Origin of the sequence: Janibacter limosus, from assembly GCF_004295485.1 — a bacterium.
GTDB lineage: Bacteria > Actinomycetota > Actinomycetes > Actinomycetales > Dermatophilaceae > Janibacter > Janibacter limosus_A.
The window spans coordinates 299,595-318,431 of the sequence record NZ_CP036164.1 but is presented as its reverse complement, the minus strand read 5'-3'; the positions used below and the strand labels follow the sequence as shown (position 1 = coordinate 318,431).

Annotated in this window: 17 protein-coding genes and 1 tRNA gene; 5 read left to right on the top strand and 13 right to left on the bottom strand. The window is 71.2% G+C overall.

The annotated features are described in order from the left end of the window. Nucleotides 1-112: 112 nt before the first annotated feature. The 4 genes from hpt to dacB all read right to left on the bottom strand — a co-directional run bounded on the left by hpt (nucleotide 113) and on the right by dacB (nucleotide 4,207). Complete coding sequence (hpt, locus tag EXU32_RS01550) at nucleotides 113-664, bottom strand: hypoxanthine phosphoribosyltransferase (protein ID WP_055992932.1); 552 nt, start codon at nucleotides 662-664, stop codon at nucleotides 113-115. Between the two features lie 28 nt (nucleotides 665-692). Further along, nucleotides 693-1,697 carry a tRNA lysidine(34) synthetase TilS gene (gene tilS, locus EXU32_RS01545; protein WP_130628311.1) on the bottom strand — a complete coding sequence of 335 codons (1,005 nt, stop codon included), beginning with the start codon at nucleotides 1,695-1,697 and terminating at the stop codon, nucleotides 693-695. 1 nt (nucleotide 1,698) lies between these two features. Next, nucleotides 1,699-2,742, bottom strand: coding sequence for a zinc-dependent metalloprotease (locus tag EXU32_RS01540; RefSeq protein WP_130628310.1), 1,044 nt, complete (start codon nucleotides 2,740-2,742; stop codon nucleotides 1,699-1,701). A gap of 70 nt (nucleotides 2,743-2,812) precedes the next feature. After that, a complete protein-coding gene (gene dacB / locus EXU32_RS01535; RefSeq protein ID WP_130628309.1) occupies nucleotides 2,813-4,207 on the bottom strand; it encodes a D-alanyl-D-alanine carboxypeptidase/D-alanyl-D-alanine endopeptidase in 1,395 nt (464 codons plus the stop codon). Between the two features lie 85 nt (nucleotides 4,208-4,292). Between dacB and EXU32_RS01530 the strand changes: the two genes are divergently transcribed. Continuing rightward, complete coding sequence (locus EXU32_RS01530; RefSeq protein ID WP_130628308.1) at nucleotides 4,293-4,916, top strand: inorganic diphosphatase; 624 nt, start codon at nucleotides 4,293-4,295, stop codon at nucleotides 4,914-4,916. Here the strand turns inward: EXU32_RS01530 and EXU32_RS01525 are convergent. Continuing rightward, entirely contained in the window at nucleotides 4,903-5,349 is a 447-nt protein-coding gene (locus tag EXU32_RS01525) for an SRPBCC family protein (RefSeq protein WP_130628307.1), read from the bottom strand. The two genes, EXU32_RS01530 and EXU32_RS01525, sit on opposite strands and share 14 nt — an antisense overlap. A 39-nt stretch (nucleotides 5,350-5,388) precedes the next feature. Here EXU32_RS01525 and EXU32_RS01520 point away from each other — a divergent pair, with 39 nt between their 5' ends. Both EXU32_RS01520 and EXU32_RS01515 read left to right on the top strand, forming a co-directional pair. After that, nucleotides 5,389-6,276, top strand: a complete 888-nt coding sequence (locus tag EXU32_RS01520; protein WP_130628306.1) for an alpha/beta fold hydrolase — start codon at nucleotides 5,389-5,391, stop codon at nucleotides 6,274-6,276. A 102-nt stretch (nucleotides 6,277-6,378) separates the two neighbouring features. Continuing rightward, a tRNA-Thr gene (locus EXU32_RS01515) sits at nucleotides 6,379-6,455 on the top strand. Nucleotides 6,456-6,666: 211 nt separating this feature from the next. Here the strand turns inward: EXU32_RS01515 and EXU32_RS01510 are convergent. From EXU32_RS01510 to tmk, 4 genes are all read right to left on the bottom strand, one after another. Beyond that, nucleotides 6,667-7,326 carry a lysophospholipid acyltransferase family protein gene (locus EXU32_RS01510; protein ID WP_130628305.1) on the bottom strand — a complete coding sequence of 220 codons (660 nt, stop codon included), beginning with the start codon at nucleotides 7,324-7,326 and terminating at the stop codon, nucleotides 6,667-6,669. A 61-nt stretch (nucleotides 7,327-7,387) separates the two neighbouring features. Continuing rightward, on the bottom strand, nucleotides 7,388-8,920 hold the full coding sequence (locus EXU32_RS01505) for an alpha/beta hydrolase (protein ID WP_130628304.1): 1,533 nt from the start codon (nucleotides 8,918-8,920) through the stop codon (nucleotides 7,388-7,390). 68 nt (nucleotides 8,921-8,988) lie between these two features. After that, on the bottom strand, nucleotides 8,989-10,161 hold the full coding sequence (locus EXU32_RS01500) for a DNA polymerase III subunit delta' (protein WP_130628303.1): 1,173 nt from the start codon (nucleotides 10,159-10,161) through the stop codon (nucleotides 8,989-8,991). Further along, nucleotides 10,158-10,775: a dTMP kinase gene (tmk, locus tag EXU32_RS01495; protein WP_130628302.1), complete on the bottom strand. Its 618-nt coding sequence runs from the start codon at nucleotides 10,773-10,775 to the stop codon at nucleotides 10,158-10,160. Before tmk ends, EXU32_RS01500 begins: the two co-directional genes overlap by 4 nt. Nucleotides 10,776-10,835: 60 nt before the next feature. On the opposite strand from tmk, the gene EXU32_RS01490 reads away from it, so the two are divergent. Beyond that, nucleotides 10,836-12,176, top strand: coding sequence for a serine hydrolase domain-containing protein (locus EXU32_RS01490; protein WP_130628301.1), 1,341 nt, complete (start codon nucleotides 10,836-10,838; stop codon nucleotides 12,174-12,176). A gap of 42 nt (nucleotides 12,177-12,218) precedes the next feature. Here EXU32_RS01490 and EXU32_RS01485 read toward each other — a convergent pair whose 3' ends face one another. From EXU32_RS01485 to topA, 4 genes are all read right to left on the bottom strand, one after another. Then, the gene (locus EXU32_RS01485; RefSeq protein WP_130628300.1) at nucleotides 12,219-12,656 is read right to left on the bottom strand and encodes a pyrimidine dimer DNA glycosylase/endonuclease V; all 438 of its coding nucleotides are present in this window, start codon (nucleotides 12,654-12,656) and stop codon (nucleotides 12,219-12,221) included. A gap of 266 nt (nucleotides 12,657-12,922) precedes the next feature. Next, nucleotides 12,923-14,491, bottom strand: a complete 1,569-nt coding sequence (locus EXU32_RS01480) for an AMP-binding protein (RefSeq protein WP_130628299.1) — start codon at nucleotides 14,489-14,491, stop codon at nucleotides 12,923-12,925. A gap of 7 nt (nucleotides 14,492-14,498) precedes the next feature. After that, complete coding sequence (locus tag EXU32_RS01475) at nucleotides 14,499-14,951, bottom strand: SCP2 sterol-binding domain-containing protein (RefSeq protein WP_130628298.1); 453 nt, start codon at nucleotides 14,949-14,951, stop codon at nucleotides 14,499-14,501. 89 nt (nucleotides 14,952-15,040) lie between these two features. Continuing rightward, nucleotides 15,041-17,821 carry a type I DNA topoisomerase gene (topA, locus tag EXU32_RS01470; protein WP_130628297.1) on the bottom strand — a complete coding sequence of 927 codons (2,781 nt, stop codon included), beginning with the start codon at nucleotides 17,819-17,821 and terminating at the stop codon, nucleotides 15,041-15,043. Nucleotides 17,822-17,987: 166 nt separating this feature from the next. Here topA and EXU32_RS01465 point away from each other — a divergent pair, with 166 nt between their 5' ends. Then, nucleotides 17,988-18,773: a dioxygenase family protein gene (locus EXU32_RS01465; RefSeq protein WP_130628296.1), complete on the top strand. Its 786-nt coding sequence runs from the start codon at nucleotides 17,988-17,990 to the stop codon at nucleotides 18,771-18,773. Nucleotides 18,774-18,837 lie beyond the last annotated feature (64 nt).

The window sequence follows — 18,837 nt, the reverse complement described above, 5'->3', positions numbered from 1 at the left end:
AACGCCCACCTGTGCGGGGGTGTTCCCGAATGCCCCCCGATCCCTGAGGAGGTTGCGCAGCAACCGTCTCGAAGGGCCCGATCCCTGAGGAGGTTGCGCAGCAACCGTCGGGTCAGGAGTAGACGTGCGGCGCCAGCGTCGCGACGTCGCGCAGGTTGCGGTAGCCCTCGGCGTAGTCGAGGCCGTAGCCGACGACGAACTCGTTGGCGATGTCGAAGCCGACCCAGCGGGTGTCGATCTCGACCTTGGCGGCCTCGGGCTTGCGCAGCAGCGTGAGGATCTCGACGGACGCGGGCGAGCGCGAGTCGAGGTTGGCGCGGATCCACGACAAGGTCAGACCGGAGTCGATGATGTCCTCGACGATCAGCACGTGCTTGCCGCTGATGTCGGTGTCGAGGTCCTTGAGGATCCGCACGACACCGGAGGACTTGGTGCCGGAGCCGTAGGAGCTGACGGCCATCCAGTCCATGGGGGCCGATCCGGGCAGGTGGCGCATGAAGTCGGCCATCACCATGACGGCGCCCTTGAGCACGCCGACGAGCAGCACGTCCTTGCCCTGGTAGTGCTCCCAGACCTCGGTGGCGAGCTCGGCGAGCCTCGCCTGGATCTGGTCCTCGGTGATGAGGACCTCGACGAGGTCGTCCTGGATGTCCTTGGAGTCCACAGCTCTCCTTTGTCGGGTCGGGCCGGTCTCATTGTCCACCAGGTGCACGCCCGATGTGCACCCGGTGGTCGGCTCGGCGCACCCTCAGGTCGCCGGGCAGGTGGAGGGCGCCCTGGCCGTGCCAGTCCGTGACGAGGCGGTCGCAGGCGGCGACGTGCGCAGCACCCAGGGCGCCTGCGGGCGCACCGGCGGCGACGAGCAACCGTCGCCACACCCGTGAGCGAAGGGCGGGGGCCAGGTCCGCGAGGTCCGTCACCGGGATGCCGGCCGGGTCGTCGTCGGGGACGGCCTGCTCGGCGAGGTCGTCGAGCAGGTCGGCGTCGTCACGCAGCAGGTCGGCGCTGCGCGCCAGCGCCTCGGCCAGGCCCGGCCCGAGGTCCGCCTCGAGGGCCGCGAGCGCCTGCCGGACCCGCACGCGGGCGTAGGCCCGGTCGGAGTTCATCGGGTCCTCCCACGCCACGAGGCCCCATGCGGCACACGCCTTCTCGGTCGTCGTGCGGGGCAGGTGCAGCAGCGGCCGGACGAAGGGAGTCCCCGCCCGGACCACGAGGTCGGCCATCCCCGCGAGCGACCGCGCACCGGAGCCGCGGGCGAGGCCGAGGAGCACCTGCTCGGCCTGGTCGTCGCGGGTGTGGCCGAGCAGGACGACGTGCGCGGGGTGCTCCTCCCCCATCGCGGCGGCCGTCTCCGCGAGGGCGGTGTAGCGCGCCTCGCGGGCATCGGCCTCGAGCCCGTCGCCGGAGGAGGTGATGACGGCCTGCACGACCGCGACCGGGGCGAGCCCGAGGTCAGCGCACTGCTGGGCGGCGAGCACCGCCGTGTCCGCCGACTCCTCCTGCAGCCCGTGGTCGACGACGATCGCCCCGACGGTCACGTCGTGGGCGGCACCCTCCGCTGCCAAGGCCCCCGCGAGGGCCAGCGAGTCCGTGCCCCCGCTGACCGCGGCGAGCACCAGCGAGCCTGCCGGGAGCCCGTCGAGGACCGCGCGGACCCCCCTTCGGCAGTCGGCCTGGGAGGGGTGGCCGGCACCCACCTCAGCCGTGGACCCGCCGCACCCAGGCGGCGGGGTCGGTGATCTCGAGGGCGGTCGGCAGCGTCTCGGGAGAGGTCCAGACGGCGTTGAAGCCGTCGACGCCGACCTTGTCCTGCACCTCGCGGACGAAGACGGCACCGTCGCGGTACTGGCGCATCTTGGCCTCGAGGCCGAGGAGCCGGCGCAGCAGGCGGTCGGCGGCTCCGGCGCCCTTGCGGCGCTTGGTGAAGCGCACACGGATGGTCGCCACGGTCGGTACGTGCTCGGGGCCGACGTCGTCCATGACGACGTCGGCGTGGCCTTCGAGGAGGGACATGACGGCGGTGACCTCGGCCATGCGCTCGCGCTGCTCGGGCGTGATGACCAGCTCGGCGAGGCCCTGGCCGTCGCCGCTGAGGGCGCGGGGCACCTGGGTGGCGATCTGCTCCAGGCGTGACTTCAGGGACTCGGCGTCGGGCATGAGGTCACCGGCGAGGCCCCGGGCGCTGTCGATGAGGTGCTCGCGCAGCCACGGCACGGCGGTGAACTGCACCCGGTGAGTCTCCTCGTGCAGGCAGACCCAGAAGCGGAAGTCTCGCGGCACGACGGACAGGTCACGCTCGGTCGTCATGATGTTGGGCGCGACGAGCAGGAGCGCCGGGGTGCCGTCGGGTGCGATGTCGTACTGCCCCAGGACCTTGGTGGAGAGGAAGGCGAGCATGCCGCCGGCCTCGGCGCCGGTGAGCTTGGACCCGATGGCCTGGGCCGGGGCCCACGGCTCCTTGCCCTTGCGGCTGGCCATGGCCTGCATCGCGGGGTCGAGCAGCGCTGCCATGGAGTCGGCGTTGACCTCGATCCACGTGGGCCGGTCGACGACGAGCGGGGCGGGCGCGTCACCGGGCGCGGTCAGCCGTGAGGTGGCCGCGACGGGGGCGACTGCTGCGGCTGCCAGCTCGCGGATCTCGGCGACCGTCTCGGCTGCCTCGTCGTGGCTCACGTCGGGCCCGGGCGGGACGAGCCGCGCGCCGGCGGTCTTGGCGAACTTCCAGTCCACGTATTGGGTCACGGGCCCACCCTACGGAGCAGACCCCCTTCGCCCAACCCGCGATGTCGGGGCCGCTGCGCGGACGGACTACTCAGCGGCAGCCGCAGGCGGTCAGGTCGGCCACGATCTTGTCGAGGGCCGCCCGAGCGCCCAGGGTGCCCGTTGTCGAAGGGACGCGATCGGCGACGAGCACGAAGGACAGCAGTCGCCCCTCCTGCGTCGTCGTCGTCCCCGCCAGCGCCGAGGTACCCGTGAGGGTGCCGGTCTTGGCCCGGGCGATGCCCGCGGCGGCGTGCGAGGCGCTGGTCTGGAAGCGCTCGTGCAGGGTCCCGGTCAGCCCGGCGATCGGCAGCTCCGACAGGACCAGGCTCATCGTCTGCGCCGACCCGGTGATGCCCAGCTGCATCACGTCGGAGGTCACCCGCGCGGGCACGACCTGGCCGGAGCTGAGGCCGCTGTTGTCCTTGAGCCGCACGCCGGTGAGGTCGATCCCGGCCCCCTCGAGGGTGGAGCGCACCCAGGCGGTCACCTCGGCGAAGGACGAGCCGGCGCCGTCGGCCACGGCGGCCTGCCGGGCGACGTTCTCGGTCAGGGCGTTGTCGCTGTGGTCGAGCGCGAGGGCGAGCACGTCGCCCAGGGGCGCCGACTCCACGGCCCCGAGCTGCTCGGCACCCTGCGGGGCCGCCTGCTTCCACGACGCGGCCGAGTCGTCGACGGAGACCGTGACGCCCGCCTTCTTCAGCTGGGCCGCGAAGGCCTTGAGGACGGCCTTCTCCGGGAAGCGTGGCGAAGGTTTGAAGGGCTCGGGTCGGTCGCCGGCGAGGCCCACCATCGACACGCCCTGGGTGTAGCCGGCGGCGACGTCGGCCATGTCCCACGTCGGCGCGTAGCGCTCGCCGGCCGCGTACGTGGCGTCGAGGCGAAGGGAGTGGCGGGCTCCCCCCTTCGTCCCCAGGGAGGCGGCGACCTGCTTGGCCAGGTCGGCCAGGCCGGCCCGGCCCTCGACCGTGGTCGGGTCGCCCGCGCCCTTGGCGAGCATCGTGTCCCCGGAGGCGACGAGGACGAGCTCGTCGCCCTCGCCGCGCACCACCGTGGTGGTCATGGTCGTGCTCAGGTCGGCGCGCTCGGCGACCGCGGCAGCCGTGAGGAGCTTGGCCGTCGAGGCGGGCGTCTGGGGGCGGTCCTCGCCGAGGGAGTAGAGGGTCTCGCCGGTCAGTGCGTCGCGCACGACGACACCGACGCGGGGCCCGAGCTGCTTGTCGCGGACGTCGTCGCGCAGGGCCCGGGTGATGCCGGCGTCGGTCGGTGCAGGCGCGCTCTTGGACGCGGGCGGCAGGACCACGGCCGGCTCGACCGGCCGGGGGACCTGCTCGGAGACGGCCTCGTCGATCGTCAGGACGCCCGGGACCCGGTCGTTGGCGTCGGCCACGCCGTAGCCCACGACGAGGGCTGCGACAGAGGTCAGTGCGATCAGTGCGCGGCGCACGCGTGGCCCCCTGCGGTGTTTCGGCGGTGGTGGTGGAACACTGGCCCCGAGAGTAGTTCACCCATCACGGACAAGAGGTACACCTGTGGAGTTCGACGTCACCATCGAGATCCCGAAGGGCCAGAAGAACAAGTACGAGGTCGACCACGCCACCGGGCGCATCCGCCTCGACCGCATGCTCTTCACCTCCATGGCCTACCCGAGCGACTACGGCTATGTCGAGGACAGCCTCGGTGAGGACGGCGACCCGCTGGATGCCCTCGTGCTCCTGGACGAGCCGACCTGGCCCGGCTGCCTCGTGCGCGCCCGGCCGATCGGCATGTTCCACATGCGCGACGAGGCCGGCGGCGACGACAAGGTCCTGTGCGTCCCCGCGGGCGACCCGCGCAAGGAGGGCATCAAGGACCTCGAGGACATCAGCGAGTTCGACCGCCTCGAGATACAGCACTTCTTCGAGACCTACAAGGACCTCGAGCCCGGCAAGTCCGTCGAGGGTGCCCACTGGGTCGGTCGCGAGGAGGCCGAGCAGACCGTCCGCGAGGCCGTCGAGCGCGCCAAGGCCAACGGCATGAGCACCGCCCGCTGGAACATGCCGGCCGGGCACACCACGCAGCCCGACGTCACGCACTCGGAGGACGACATCAAGGCCGCCGCCGCACGGGCCCGCGAGGAGCTCGCGACCAAGGAGAACCCGCTCAGCGACGACTGACCAGGTCACCAGCCAACCCGCGGCGGCCCTGCCGCATCATCCACGCGTGGTTGGCTCGCAGCACCGCAGGCGCGAGGGTCGCCGCCCGGGACAACCGGGCGGCGACCCTCACGTCTTGGTCGAAGACCGCGGTCGTCGCACCCCCGCTCGATGCGATCGACCACTGGGCCCACCCGCTGAGGTCACCGTCGAGGACGACGCGCAGGCGGCCCCCTTCGTGGTCCTCGATGTCACGGGTGAGGACGAGCTGCAGCGTGATCGGCAGCAGGCTGCGGATCTGCACCTGCCCGGACCGGTCGTCCAGCTGCTCCACCGACCGGACCTGGGGCCACCAGCGCGGGTAGTGCTCGATGTCGGCGAGCGCGGCGACGACCGGCTCGGCGGGACCGGGGAGCGACCACTCGTGGTGGAAGACGAAGCGCTGGGTGCTCACACTCCCATCCAACCGCACACATGAACTACGGTTCGGATCGTGCGCTACTACTCCCGTGACGGCCTGACCTTCGACGTCGACGACTCCGGCCCCGAGGGCGCGGATCTCGTTGTCCTGCTGCATGGTTGGCCGCAGGACCGCACGGCGTGGGACAAGGTGACGCCCCTGCTCACCACGACCGGTGTGCGGGTCATCGCGCCCGACCTGCGCGGATACTCCCCCGGCGCCCGCCCCGGCAACCACCTCGACTACGAGATCACCGAGATGGTCGCCGACGTCGTCGCGCTGCTCGACGAGGTCGGTGCCGAGCAGGCGCACATCGTCGGGCACGACTGGGGCGGAGCGCTGGCCTGGGCCATCGCTGCCCGCGCGCCCGAGCGCGTCGCGACCCTCACCGTGCTGTCCACGCCGAGCCCGTCCGCGATGGCCAAGGGCGTGCGCTCGGGTGACCAGCTGAAGCACAGCTGGTACATGGCGCTCTTCGCGCTGCCGGTGCTCCCGGTCCTGTTCTTCCGGCTCTTCGCCCAGCAGATCCTCGAGAAGATCGGGATGCCTCGCGAGCGCGCCGCCCACGACGCCCGCCGGCTGAAGTCTCCCGGCGCCGCCGAGGGCACCTTCGCCTGGTACCGGGCAGCCCTCTCCCCCACCCTGATCTGGCGCAAGCGCAGGGCGAAGGGGGGTCCCCGCCGCAGCGTGCACCGCCGGGTCATCCCCACCGCCTTCGTCTGGGGCAGCAAGGACCCGGCCTTTGCCAAGGTGTCGACGGACCACACGGTCGAGCAGCTGCGTCGGCGAGCCGGCGACCGGCCCGAGCTGGCGATCACCCGCGAGCTGCACACCGGGCACTGGCTGATGGAGACCCACCCCGAGGTCATCGCCGAGGTCGTCCTGGAGCGGATCAACACCCCGACGGCCCTCGCTGGCTGAGGTGCGAGGCCGCCCGCGGCCGAGCCTCGAAGCCACGCGCGGCCCCGATTACGTCGCACGGGCCCGGATCCGTATACTCGTGCCTCGCGTCCTCGGGCGCACGCCGCCTTAGCTCAGTCGGCTAGAGCGTCTCACTCGTAATGAGAAGGTCGTCGGTTCGATTCCGACAGGCGGCTCCACGCAAGCCCCCCGGTAACTCGGGGGGCTTCGTCGGTTCTGCGGGCTGCACGTTTTCGGCCACTCCCCCTTCGCCCTGACGTTGGTACCCCCTTGGTACCCCCACTCGACATGCAGCCGGCCCGGCCCGGCGTCGTTATGAGCACTTGGCCGACCCTCTCCGGGCAACCAGGCGCCGTCAACGACGCCAGGCTCTCGCGGGCCTTGCTGGTCCTAGCGTGCGCTCCACATCTGCTGGGCATGGCCGATCTCGTCACGGATGGCGGTCATGATGACGTCCGTGACCTCCCGCGCGGCCGCGTCGTCGGTGCGCTCTGCCCAGACCGACAGGTCAAGGCGGGGGCCCACCGACAGGCAGGCGGTGTGGCGGTGCCAGATGTGGTGGTGGCCCTGCTGCGGCCCCCACGTGCCGATCGGGATGACGACTGCCTCGGGATGACGCAGCGCAAGCCGAGCAGCACCGGTCCGCGCCGGCCCCGGCATCCGGTCGACCTCGGTCGTGAGCCGGCCCTCGGGGTAGAGCGCGACGAGCTGTCCCTGATCCAGCCGCTCGGAGGCGCTGTCGAGAGCGTCACCCGCAGCCGCCGACCCTCGTGCGACCGGGATCTGACCGGTGACCCGAGCCAGCGCGCCGACACCCGGCCAGCCGAAGACCTCCTGCATCGCGAGGAAGTGGGGGAAACGTCGGTGCCCGATGACCACCCGGGCCACCGCCAGCGGGTCGGTCATCGTGAGGTGGTTGGCCACGAGGATCACGGGCCCGGTGCGTGGGATCTCTCCGGCCCGGAAGCGCACCCGGTGGGCCACCTTGGCGACGAGCCACACCAGGACGAAGCCTGCGGCGTTCTTCACGTGCTGACGAGGTGTGGTCACGCCTGCATTCTGGTCCACGGGCCACCTCGACCGAAGGGGTAGAAGTCCTCAGCCCGCGGGGTCACTCCGAGCAGGTGAGCTCGCCTCCCTCGGGCGTCTTGCCGGTGAGCCAGTACTGGTCCACTGCCTTGTCCACGCAGTCGTTCTGCCGCATGTACGCGGTGTGGCCGTCGCCTTCGTGGGTGACGAGGGCCGAGTCCGCGAGCTGCTCGTGCAGGCGCACGGCCCACTCGTACGGCGTGGCCGGGTCGCGGGTGGTGCCGACGACGAGGATCGGGTCGGCCCCCTTCGCGGCGATCTTGTGGGGGGTGTTGGTGGCGTCGATCGGCCACTGGGGGCACGGGGACTCCGAGGCGAGCGCGCGGCCCCAGATCGGCGCAGCCGCGACGGCCTTGTCGATGAGCGCCTGCTGGTCATCGCCCTCCTCGGGGCGGTCCAGGCAGTTGACGGCAGGGAGCGCTTCCAAGAGGTTCGTCGCGTAGCGGCCGTTCGCGTCGCGGCCCGCGTAGGCGCGTCCGAGCTGGGCGAGCGGACTGCCGTCGCCGTCCTGCGCACTGACGAGGGCATCGGTCAGCTGCGACCACATCCCCTGGTCGTAGAGAGCCTGCGCGATGCCGTAGGTCGCCCACCCCTCCGTCAGCTCGATGCCTGCCGACGCCGGCAGCGGGTTCTGGTCGAGCTGCACCAGCTGGTCCTGCACGTTCCCCACGACCTCGTCCACGCTGTTGCCGAGCGGGCAGTCGTTGTCGACGCAGCTGCGGGCCCAGGCCTTGGTCGCGGTGTCGAAGCCTGTGGCCTGGCCGATGACGGACTCCTCCGCCGACAGGTCGGGGGGCATGACCCCGTCGAGCACGAGACGGCCAGCGCGGTCGGGGAAGAGGTCGGCGTAGGTCGCGCCGAGATAGGTTCCGTAGGACTTCCCGAGATAGGTCAGCTTGCCGTCGCCGAGTGCCGCCCGGAGCACGTCCATGTCCCGAGCGGCCTCCGCCGTCGAGACATGCCCCAGGAGGTCGCCGCTCTTGGCCTTGCACCCCTGGCCGAAGGACTTCTGCTGCGCGTTGTCCGTCGCCCACTCCTCGGTGGTGTCCGGCGTCGGGTCCTTGGCCAGGTAGGCGTCCAGGTCGGAGTCGCTCAGGCAGTCGATGGGGGCCGAACGTCCCACACCCCGCGGGTCGAAGCCGACGACGTCGAAGTACCTGCGGATCTGTGGGCTGACGATGTTGTCGGCGGCCGCCGCGTAGTCCACGCCCGAGCCTCCCGGCCCGCCGGGGTTGACGACCAGGGATCCCGCAGCCTGCTTCTTCGCCGGCATCCGCAGCACGGCGATCTCGATCGTCGTGCCGCCGGGGTCGTCGTAGTCCACCGGGACCGTGAGCTTCGCGCACTCCCCCGAGCCCGTGTCGCAGTCACCCCACTGCAGGGCCTGCTCGTAGAAGGGCTCCAGGCCCGTCGTCCCCTCGGGCGGGCGCTTGTCCCCCGTGGACAGTCCCGTCGGCGCGATGTCCGGCTCGAGCAGTGAGCACCCCGACAGCGGCAGGAGGAGTGCCACAGCCGCCGCCAGGACACGAAGGGGGCGGTGCGTGCGACGGATCATGGCCCAGACGCTACCTGCCGCCTGTCCCGCTCCGGATCAGCGCTCACCGGCCGACGCCACCGAGCGGTCTAACGAGCAGCAGGCAGCTGCAGCGACACGGCCATGGCCTCGAGCGCCAGCAGCGGCGCGACATTGGCCGCGATGCGCTCGCGCGCAGTGGCGATCGCCTCCATGCTCAGGAGCAGGCCCTCGCCGCTGAACGAGCGAGCGACCTCCTCGACGACGGGCCGGGCGTCCTCGTTGACCAGGGCCACAGGTGACCCGGCGTGCAGGACGAGCGCGTCGCGGTAGACCGAGAGCAGGTCGACGAGGGCGCGGTCGATCATGTCGCGGGTGAAGCGAGTGGCCCGCGTCTTCTGCTCCTTCTCCAGCGCGCTGACCTGGGCCCGCACGTGCGGGGGCTGGGTCCGGGCGCTCGGGTCGGCGCCGAGCGTCTCGAGGAGACGCTGCTTCTCCGCGGCGCCTCGGGTCTCGAGGGTGCGGTCACGCTCCTGCTCGGCGATCTGGAGCAGGTCGGCGGCGGCGCCGACGGCGTCGGAGACGCCGCGGATGCGCGCGGACATGGCGATCGTGTCGCGCCGCCGGATGCGCGCGCCCTCGTCGGTGGCCAGTCGCTTGGCCAGCCCGATGTGGCTCTGGGCGGCTCGTGCGGCATAGGTCGCCATGCCGGGGTCGATGCCGTCGCGGCGCTGCAGCAGCCGGGAGACCTCGGCGACCGGGGGGGTGCGCAGCCGCACGTGCCGCGAGCGCGAGCGCACCGTGATGAGCACGTCCTCGAGGCTCGGGGCGCACAGCAGCCACACGGTCCGGGGCGTCGGCTCCTCGAGGGCCTTGAGCAGGGCGTTGCCGGACTGCTCGGTCAGGCGGTCGGCGTCCTCGATGAGGATGATCCGGTACCGGCCGACGCTCGGCGAGCGACCCGCCAGCTGGACGAGGTCGCGGGTGGCGGCGACACCGATCGACAGTGCCTCGGTGGCCAGCACGTCGACATCGGCGTGCGTGCCGTCGAGCGCCGTCCGGCACTCGCGGCACTCGCCGCAGCCACCGGCAGGGCACAGCAGCGCCCCGGCGAAGGCCCGCGCCGCAGTCGATCGGCCGGACCCGGGCGGCCCGGTGAAGAGCCACGCGTGGGTCATCGCGGCCGCGTCGCTGACGGCGCGCTGGAGGGTCTGGATCGTCTGGGTCTGGCCGACGACATCGCGCCAGATCGGGGGCTGCTGATCGGCGACCGGGGCGCTCACAGCACACCCTCCCGGACCAGTCGCTGCCGGACCTGCGCGGCGATCTCGAGCGCCGGGGCGGAGCCGTCGACGACGAGATAACGCTCGGGGGCTCCCTTCGCCATCGCCAGGAAGTGCTCACGAACCGCAGCGTGGAAGGCGTCGGCCTCCGACTCCATCCGGTCGTGCGTGCCACCGCGACGACGCCTCCCTTCGCCCGGGTCGACGTCGACGAGCACGGTGAGGTGCGGGGTCAGCCCACCGACGGCCCATGACTGCAGGTGGGCCACCTCGTCCGCGCCCAGCGAGCGCCCGGCGCCCTGGTAGGCGACGGAGGAGTCGGTGTAGCGATCGGTGACGACCACCGCTGCGCGGGCGAGCGAAGGGAGGATCACCTCCTGGACGTGCTGGGCCTTGTCCGCGGCGAAGATCAGTGCCTCGGCGCGTGGGGTGATGTGCTCACCGTGCAGCACGAGGTCGCGCAGCGCGGAGCCCAGCGTCGTGCCGCCCGGCTGGCGGGTCACGACGACCTCGCGACCGGCCTCCTCGAGCGCCGCCACGAGGTGACGCACCTGCGTCGACTTGCCCGCGCCGTCGCCGCCCTCGAAGGCGATGAAGTAGCCACTGTCCGTCACGTCGTCGACCCTATGGCACCGGTCGGACACCCGGGACCAGCCGGCGATACGTTGGGGATCATGAGTTTCAGCGACGAGACCGGCCGAGCCCTCACCATCCGCGCCCTGACCGCCCAGACCGATGGGCGGGTCCCTGGCCTCGCGGCCGGGGTGGCCCGCGCGGGCGCCCTGGAGTGGTCCACCGGGGTCGGGACGATCGACCTCGCCTCCCCCGGGGACGCACCCGACGCCGACACCCAGTACGCCGTCGCGAGCAACTCCAAGACCTTCACCGCCGTGGCCGTCATGGCACTGCGCGACGAGGGCCGCCTCGACCTCGACGACACCGTCGAGACCCACCTGTCCGACAGCTCGCACGCCCGCGTGACGATCCGCCAGCTGCTCTCGCACACCTCCGGGATGCAGCGCGAGCCGGTCGGCGACGTCTTCGACACCATGGTCATGCCCAGCCGCGAGGAGCTGCTGACGGGATGGCCCGGGGCGGAGCGCGTGGGCCGACCGCACGACCGCTGGCACTACTCCAACCTCGCCTTCTCCGTCCTCGGCGAGATCATCTCCCGCCTCGACGGGTGCTCGTGGGAGGACTCGATCCGCCGTCGGATCCTCGACCCGCTCGAGATGACGCGCACCGGGACGCTCCCGTCCGGGCGCCGGGCAAAGGGGTACTACGTGCCCCCCTTCGCCGATGTGCCGCTCGAGGAGCCGGTCTTCGAGGCGCGCGCCATGGACCCGGCCGGTGGGCTGCGCTCGACCCTGACCGACATGGCGCGGTGGGGCGGCTTCATCGCGGCCCCGGTGGACGAGATCCTCTCCCCCGACACCCTCGAGGAGATGTGCCAGCCGCAGGTCATGTCGGACCCGATCGGCTGGACCTCCGCGTGGGGTCTGGGGTTGCAGCTCGTCCGCCACGAGGGGCGCACCTGGGTCGGCCACACCGGCGGCTGGCCCGGCTCGATCACGGGCGTCTTCACCGAGCGCTCCTCGGCGACGACCGGCCTGATCTTCATGAACAACTCCGCGCCCGTGGCGCCGGGTGCCGCCGCGATCGAGCTCGCCACCATCGCGATCGAGCGCGAACCCGTCGTCCCCGAGCCGTGGCAGCCCGGCACCACGGTCCCCGAGGACCTCGTCCCGCTGCTCGGGCACTGGTACTCGGAGGGGACCCACTTCGTGCTGTCGGTGCGGGAGGGCAAGCTCGAGGCGCGCGTGGCCGGTCAGCCCAAGGAGCAGCCGCCGTCGATCCTGGAGCCCGACGGCACCGACCGCTATCGCACGGTCTCCGGCCGCGAGAGCGGCGAGCTGCTGCGGGTGCAGCGCGACGAGTCGGGAGCGGTGAGCCACTTCAACTGGGCGACCTACCGATTCACCCGCGAGCCGCTGGCCTTCGGCGCCTGGCTCTGAGTCAGGCTCGAGGCCGGGCTCGGGTCCGGCTCGAGGCCGGGCTCAGGGCAGGACGGCCCGCTCCCACGAGGCGACCGGGCCCTCGACGACCTCGAAGACCGGGTGCGGTCGGGCCGGCTCCGTCCTCAGCCGTGCCGCCCACTCGGGCGCACGCTGGTCGCACTTGGCGAGCAGGTGCTGGTACTCCAGCGCGAGCTGCCCGTCGGTGACGGTCATGCGCAGGGTCTCGTCGGCGACCCCGGCCAGACGGGTGCGGTCGAAGCGGTAGCCGCGCCGGTCGGCCTCGTCGGCCAGCCCGGCCAGCCAGGTGATGACACCCGTCGCCGGCTCGTCGAGCTCACGGAAGCGCTCGAGCTGCGGGTGGCGCGTGTACCCCTTCGTCCGTCCGAGCAGCACGGCCTGCGCGAGCAGCCCCTCGCGCCAGCCCGAGACGAGCGCCGCCCGGTCCAGCTGGGCAGGATCCAGGCTCCACAACCGCATCGCCGCTCCGATCCCTAGTAGCTACTTGCGGGTACGACGTGCACCTCTCGTCGCCTCGCGCCGACGACTCCCGCAATTCCGGGGGACTTCATCGCGGTCACCTGACAAGTGCACGTCGTACCCGCAAGTAGCCCGATGGAACCGGAGAAGCGGGTGAAGGCAAGGGGATGGCCCGACTCATGACGCAGTCCGTCCACGGCCGGAGTCTTGGGGCCATCCCTTGCCCTTCACCCGCACCCAGCTGGACCGAGGGCAGGCAGGGCCCATCAAGCGAAGTGCTTGCGCAGCTCCCGGTTGAGGATCTTGCCCGTCGCGTTGCGCGGCAGCTCGTCCATGAAGACGACCTCGCGCGGGACGCAGTGGCGGGCCCGGTGGGCGCGCACGTGGTCCTTGAGCTCGTCGGCCGAGAGCTCGTGACCCTCGTTGAGCGCGACGAAGACCGCGAGCCGCTGACCGAAGTCGGGGTCCGGCACACCGATGACCGAGATCTCGCGCACGGCCGGGTGCTCGGCGAGCAGGCCCTCGACCTCGATGGGGTACACGTTTTCGCCGCCGCTGACGATCATGTCGTCGTCACGCCCGTCGACGAAGTACAGGTCGCCCTCGACGTGGCCCATGTCGCCGGTCGAGACGAGCCCGTCGATGAAGTCCTTGGTGTTGCCGTTGGTGTACCCGTCGAAGACGAGCTCGTTGCCGCAGAAGATCCGGCCCTTCTCGCCCGGGGCGACCTCGCGGCCGTCCTCGTCGAGGATCTTGACGACGGTGCCCAGGGGCGGGGTGCCAGCGGTGTTGGCGTCGCGCCGCATGTGCTCCGGGGTCGCGATGCAGACCCAGGAGGCCTCGGTGGACCCGTAGAGGTTGTAGAGGACGTCGCCGTACTCGTCCATGAACTTCGTCGTGAAGCCGGACGGGTAGGCCGATCCGGAGGTCGCGACGACGCGCAGCCTGCGTCGCGATCGGGCGGCCGGGTCGCTCGGCAGCTCCATCATCCGCTGCAGCATGACGGGGATGGCGAACATCGCGTCGGGCTGCAGCTCGTCGAGGGCCGCGCGGGCGGACTCGGGCTTGAAGCGGCGCTGCAGGATGATCGTGGCGCGCAGTGCCATCGACAGCTGCATCGCGGCGTAGCCCCACGTGTGGAAGATCGGCGCGGAGATCAGGATCCGGTCGTGCGCGCGGAGCGGGATCCGGTCGATGATCGAGATCAGCGGACCGAAGCCACCCGGGGTCTTGCGGGCGGCGCCCTTCGGCGTACCGGTGGTGCCGGACGTCAGGATGACCGTGCGGCCCCCCTTCGCCGGGACCGGGAGGGAGTCGGGCCGCGCGGTCTGCGCCACCCGGCTGGCCAGCTCGGTCTCGGTGACCTTGGGCATCGACTCGGGCAGGTGGGCGACGACCTCGGCGAACTCGTCGTCGTGGATGAGCGCCTTGACGCCCTGCTGCTCCAGGACGACCGCGAGCTGCGGCCCGGCCAGGCCGGTGTTGCCCAGGACGAGGTCGATCCCGACGGCCGAGGTGGCGGTCATGACCTCGATGGCCTGCACGTGGTTGCGGGCCAGCAGGCCGATCCGGTCACCGGGACCGAAGCCCATCTCCCGCAGGATGACGGCGATCTTCTCGGAGTTGGCGAGCAGCTGCGCATAGGTCGTCTCGCCGCGGGTCTCGTCGATGACGGCGACCGTCTCCGGGGAGCGGTTGGCGGCCTGGCGCAGCTCGCCGGCGAGGCCGAAGCCCCACTTCTTCAGTGCGGTCAGCTGCTTGACCTGGGCGACGGGCGGCCCGGGGTTGAGCATGCCGCGCTTGGCCATGGTCTTGGCGATGATCAGGGGATTCATTGCGGTGTCACGCCTTCGGGATGTCGAAGAGTGTCGGGAACTTGGCGGCCACGGCGATGTCGCCCTTGACCTTGATCTTGCCCCGCATCACGAGCATCGTCGGGTTGCCTCGACCGGTGGCGATCTTGGTGAACTCCGGCGGCGCCATCATCAGCGACGCGTCGAACTGCTCGCCGGGGGCGTCCGAGATCGAGCAGGCACCGTCGTCGATGACGACCTCGTAGGTGTCGTGGGGGTGGTCGTCGGGTCCACCGGTGATGCGGAACTGGATGACGGCGCTCAGTGCCCCCGCCTTGTCCGCGCGGAAGAGCTCGGGGAATCGTCCGAAGATCGCGTCCAGGATCGGCACCCGGTGCTCGCCGCGCATCACCTCGGCGATCTCGTTGTCGGACATCGCCTTGACGGTCCGGGCGAACTCCTGCGGGGTCATCGACTCGAATGTCGACGGGTCCAGGTCCATGTGCAGCTCCTCTGGTGCGCGGTCGAGGCGACCATACCCACGGGTATTGGACCCGGCAACGGCTCGCGCTGCCGGACCCACCCTCGTGATCAGGACTTCTTGGCCGCCGTCTTCTTGGCGGTCTTCTTCGCCGCGGCCTTCTTCACGGTCTTCTTCGCGGCCTTCTTGGTCGCCTTCTTCGCCGACTTCTTGCGGGTGCTGGGCCCCTTGGCCCGCTTCTCCGCGATCAGCTCGTAGGCCCGCTCGGCAGTGAGCGTCTCGGGCTCGTCGTCACGGCGCAGCGTGGCATTTGTCTCACCGTCGGTGACGTAGGGACCGAAGCGACCGTCCTTGACGACGACCTTCTTGCCGCTCACCGGGTCCTCGCCGAACTCGGCCAGGGGCGGCTTGGCGGCGGCCCGCCCACGCTGCTTGGGCTGGGCATAGATCGCGAGCGCCTCCTCGAGGGTCATCGCGAAGATCTGCTCCTCGGTCTCGATCGAGCGCGAGTCGGTCCCCTTCTTCAGGTACGGGCCGTAGCGGCCGTTCTGCGCCGTGATCGGCACCTCGACCTGCGTCTCGGTGCCGTCCTCCGCGGTCGTGGTCTCGGTGACCGTGCCGAGGGTGCGAGGAAGGGAGAGCAGGCGCAGCGCCTGCTCCAGGTCGACGGTGGCCGGGTCCATGCTCTTGAAGAGCGAGGCCGTGCGCGGCTTGGCCTTCGCCTTGCCACGCTTGGGCTTGTCGTCCGCGGCCTCCTCGAGCACCTCGGTGACGAAGGGCCCGTAGCGGCCGTTCTTGACGATGACCTCGCGACCGGTCTCGGGGTCCTGCCCGAGCACCCGCCCGTCGTCGGCAGCGGCCGCGAGGAACTCGCGGGCCATCGCCGGCGTCAGCTCGTCGGGGGCCACGTCGTCGTTGATCGTCGCCCGCTTGGGCGCCGGCGTCGTCTTGGTCTCGTCGGTGACCTCACCGGTGGCAGGGTCAACCCCCTTCGGCACGACCTCCTCGACGTACGGGCCGTACCGACCGACGCGGACGACGATGCCGTCGCCGATGTCGATCGTCGAGATCGCGCGGGCGTCGATGTCGCCCAGGTCCGAGACGAGGCTGGCGAGCCCCTCGCTGCCCTGGCCGTCGCCGTAGTAGAAGCGCTGCAGCCACGCCACCCGCTCGGCCGAGCCGGAGGCGATCTCGTCGAGGTCCTCCTCCATCGAGGCGGTGAAGCGGTAGTCGACGAGGCGGCTGAAGTGGACCTCCATGAGCCGGGTCACGGCGAAGGCGAGCCACGTCGGAGCCAGGGCACTCCCCTTCTTGCGGACGTACCCACGGTCCTGGATGGTGCTGATCGTCGAGGCATAGGTGGAGGGTCGGCCGATGCCGAGCTCTTCCATCTTCTTCACGAGGGAGGCCTCGGTGTAGCGCGCGGGCGGCGAGGTCTCGTGCCCCGAGGCGTTGGCGTCGACGACGTCGACCGCTGCGCCCTCGGAGAGCTTCGGCAGACGTGCCTCGCCGTCCTTCTTGGACTCTCGCGGCTCGTCGGTGCCCTCCTCGTAGGCGGCCAGGAAGCCCTTGAAGGTGATGACCGTGCCCGAGGCCGAGTACTCGGCCGTCGTGGCGACCTCGCACCCGCCGAGGTCGGCGCCCAGCTTGATCGTCGCGGTCGAGCCCTTGGCGTCGGCCATCTGCGAGGCGACGGTCCGCTTCCAGATCAGCTCGTAGAGCTTGAACTGGTCACCGCGCAGCTCGCCGGCCACCTGGGCGGGGGTGCGGAAGCGGTCCCCGGCGGGGCGGATCGCCTCGTGCGCCTCCTGGGCGTTCTTCGACTTCTTGCCGTAGACACGCGGCGACTCCGGGACGAAGTCGGCGCCGTACATGTCCCTGGCCTGGCCGCGGGCGGCAGCGATCGCGGAGCCCGACAGGTTGGTGCTGTCGGTACGCATGTAGGTGATGTAGCCGTTCTCGTACAGCTTCTGCGCCACGCCCATGGCCGCCTTGGCGCCCAGGCCGAGCTTGCGACCGGCCTCCTGCTGCAGCGTCGAGGTGGTGAAGGGGGCGTACGGCCGGCGGGTGTAGGGCTTCTCCGTGACGGACGAGACCGTGACCGCGGCGGCGATCGTGGCCTCGGCGACCGCGGTCGCGGCCCGCTCGTCCAGCTGCCGGGCGGTGCCCTTGAGCGATCCGGTGTCGTCGAAGTCGCTTCCGGTGGCGACCTTGGTCCCGTCGAGGGAGGCAAGCCGTGCGGCGAAGGGAGCGGACGTCGAGCTGAAGGTGCCCTCGACGCTCCAGTACGAGGCGACCTTGAAGGCCATCCGCTCGCGCTCACGCTCGACGACGATGCGGGTCGCGACCGACTGGACGCGACCGGCGGACAGGCCTGCCTTGACCTTGCGCCACAGGACCGGCGAGACCTCGTAGCCGTAGAGACGGTCGAGGATGCGGCGGGTCTCCTGGGCGTTGACCAGGTCGATGTCCAGCTCGCGGGTCTCCTCGACCGCGCGCTGGATGGCCTCCTTGGTGATCTCGTGGAAGACCATCCGCTTCACGGGGACCTTGGGCTTGAGTGTCTCGAGGAGGTGCCAGGCGATGGCCTCGCCCTCACGGTCCTCATCTGTGGCGAGGTAGAGGGTGTCGGCGTCCTTGAGCAGGCGCTTGAGCTCGGCGACCTTCTTCTTCTTGTCCGGGTCGACGACGTAGAAGGGCTCGAAGCCCTCCTCGATGTTGATCCCGAAGCGGCCGAAGGGGCCCTTCTTCATCTCCGCCGGCATCTCGGAGGGGGTCGGGATGTCGCGGATGTGGCCCACCGACGCCTCGACGACGTAGTCCGAGCCGAGGTACCCACCAATGGTCTTGGCCTTGGCGGGTGACTCCACGATGACGAGCTTGGTGGCCATGTGCGCCTCATTCCTGACCCCACGTGCAGCGGATTCGTCGCTGCTTCGACGTCGGGGTGCATCTGGCGCCGACCGTACTACGGGCCGTCAACCCCCTTCGCACGGCGGGGTGGTGGTGAGATCGCTCCTCTTGATTTTAATTGTAGGTACAAGTATTGTGAGGGCCATGACGACCCCACCCGTGCTCTTCCTGTCCCACGGCGCTCCCCCGCTGGCCGACGACGCCCGCTGGACCGCCGAGCTGGCCCGCTGGTCCGGATCCTTCGAGAAGCCGAAGAACATCCTGATGATCTCGGCCCACTGGGAGGACGCGCCCGTCACCGTCAGCCCCACGCAGCGCAAGGTCCCGCTGACCTACGACTTCTGGGGATTCCCCCAGCACTACTACGACGTCCGGTACGACGCCCCCCTGGCACCCGAGCTGGCCAGCGAGGTGTCCGGCCTCCTCGCGGCGAAGGGGGTCGACGTCCAGCACGACGAGACCCGCGGCCTGGACCACGGCGCCTACGTGCCTCTCGTCGAGATGTACCCGGAGGCCGACATCCCGGTGCTGCAGATGTCGATGCCCACCCTCGACCCGCACGCGCTCGTCGACCTCGGCCGTGCCCTCGCGCCGCTGCGGGACCAGGGCACGCTCATCGTCGGCTCCGGCTTCACCACCCACAACCTGCGGTGGTTCAACCCGCGCGCCGGCGCGGACGCCGCGCCCCCGGCGGCGTCCAGCGAGTTCGACCACTGGGCCGCCGAGACCGTCGGGTCCGGTGACCTCGATGCCCTCGAGCGCATGCTCGAGGTCGCACCCGCAGCCCACGAGGCGCACCCGCGCACGGAGCACTGGGCTCCCCTGTATGTCGCGGCGGGCGCCGCAGAGGCCTCCGGCGCGAGCGAGCGGGCCGTGGCCGTCGACGGGTTCTGGTTCGGCTTGTCCAAGCGGTCCTGGCAGTTCAGCTGATCGTCGGCCGCTCGCACCAGCCGATCGCGTCGGCCGCTCGCGGCGGCCGATCGCGACGTGAGGA

What these genes read in the sequence shown, in the direction of transcription:
- EXU32_RS01465 (WP_130628296.1), top strand. Translation starts at nt 17,988, where the DNA reads ATGACGACCCCACCCGTGCTCTTCCTGTCCCACGGCGCTCCCCCGCTG.
- EXU32_RS01480 (WP_130628299.1), bottom strand. Translation starts at nt 14,491, where the DNA reads ATGAATCCCCTGATCATCGCCAAGACCATGGCCAAGCGCGGCATGCTC.
- EXU32_RS01475 (WP_130628298.1), bottom strand. Translation starts at nt 14,951, where the DNA reads ATGGACCTGGACCCGTCGACATTCGAGTCGATGACCCCGCAGGAGTTC.
- EXU32_RS01490 (WP_130628301.1), top strand. Translation starts at nt 10,836, where the DNA reads ATGAGTTTCAGCGACGAGACCGGCCGAGCCCTCACCATCCGCGCCCTG.
- EXU32_RS01505 (WP_130628304.1), bottom strand. Translation starts at nt 8,920, where the DNA reads ATGATCCGTCGCACGCACCGCCCCCTTCGTGTCCTGGCGGCGGCTGTG.
- topA (WP_130628297.1), bottom strand. Translation starts at nt 17,821, where the DNA reads ATGGCCACCAAGCTCGTCATCGTGGAGTCACCCGCCAAGGCCAAGACC.
- EXU32_RS01485 (WP_130628300.1), bottom strand. Translation starts at nt 12,656, where the DNA reads ATGCGGTTGTGGAGCCTGGATCCTGCCCAGCTGGACCGGGCGGCGCTC.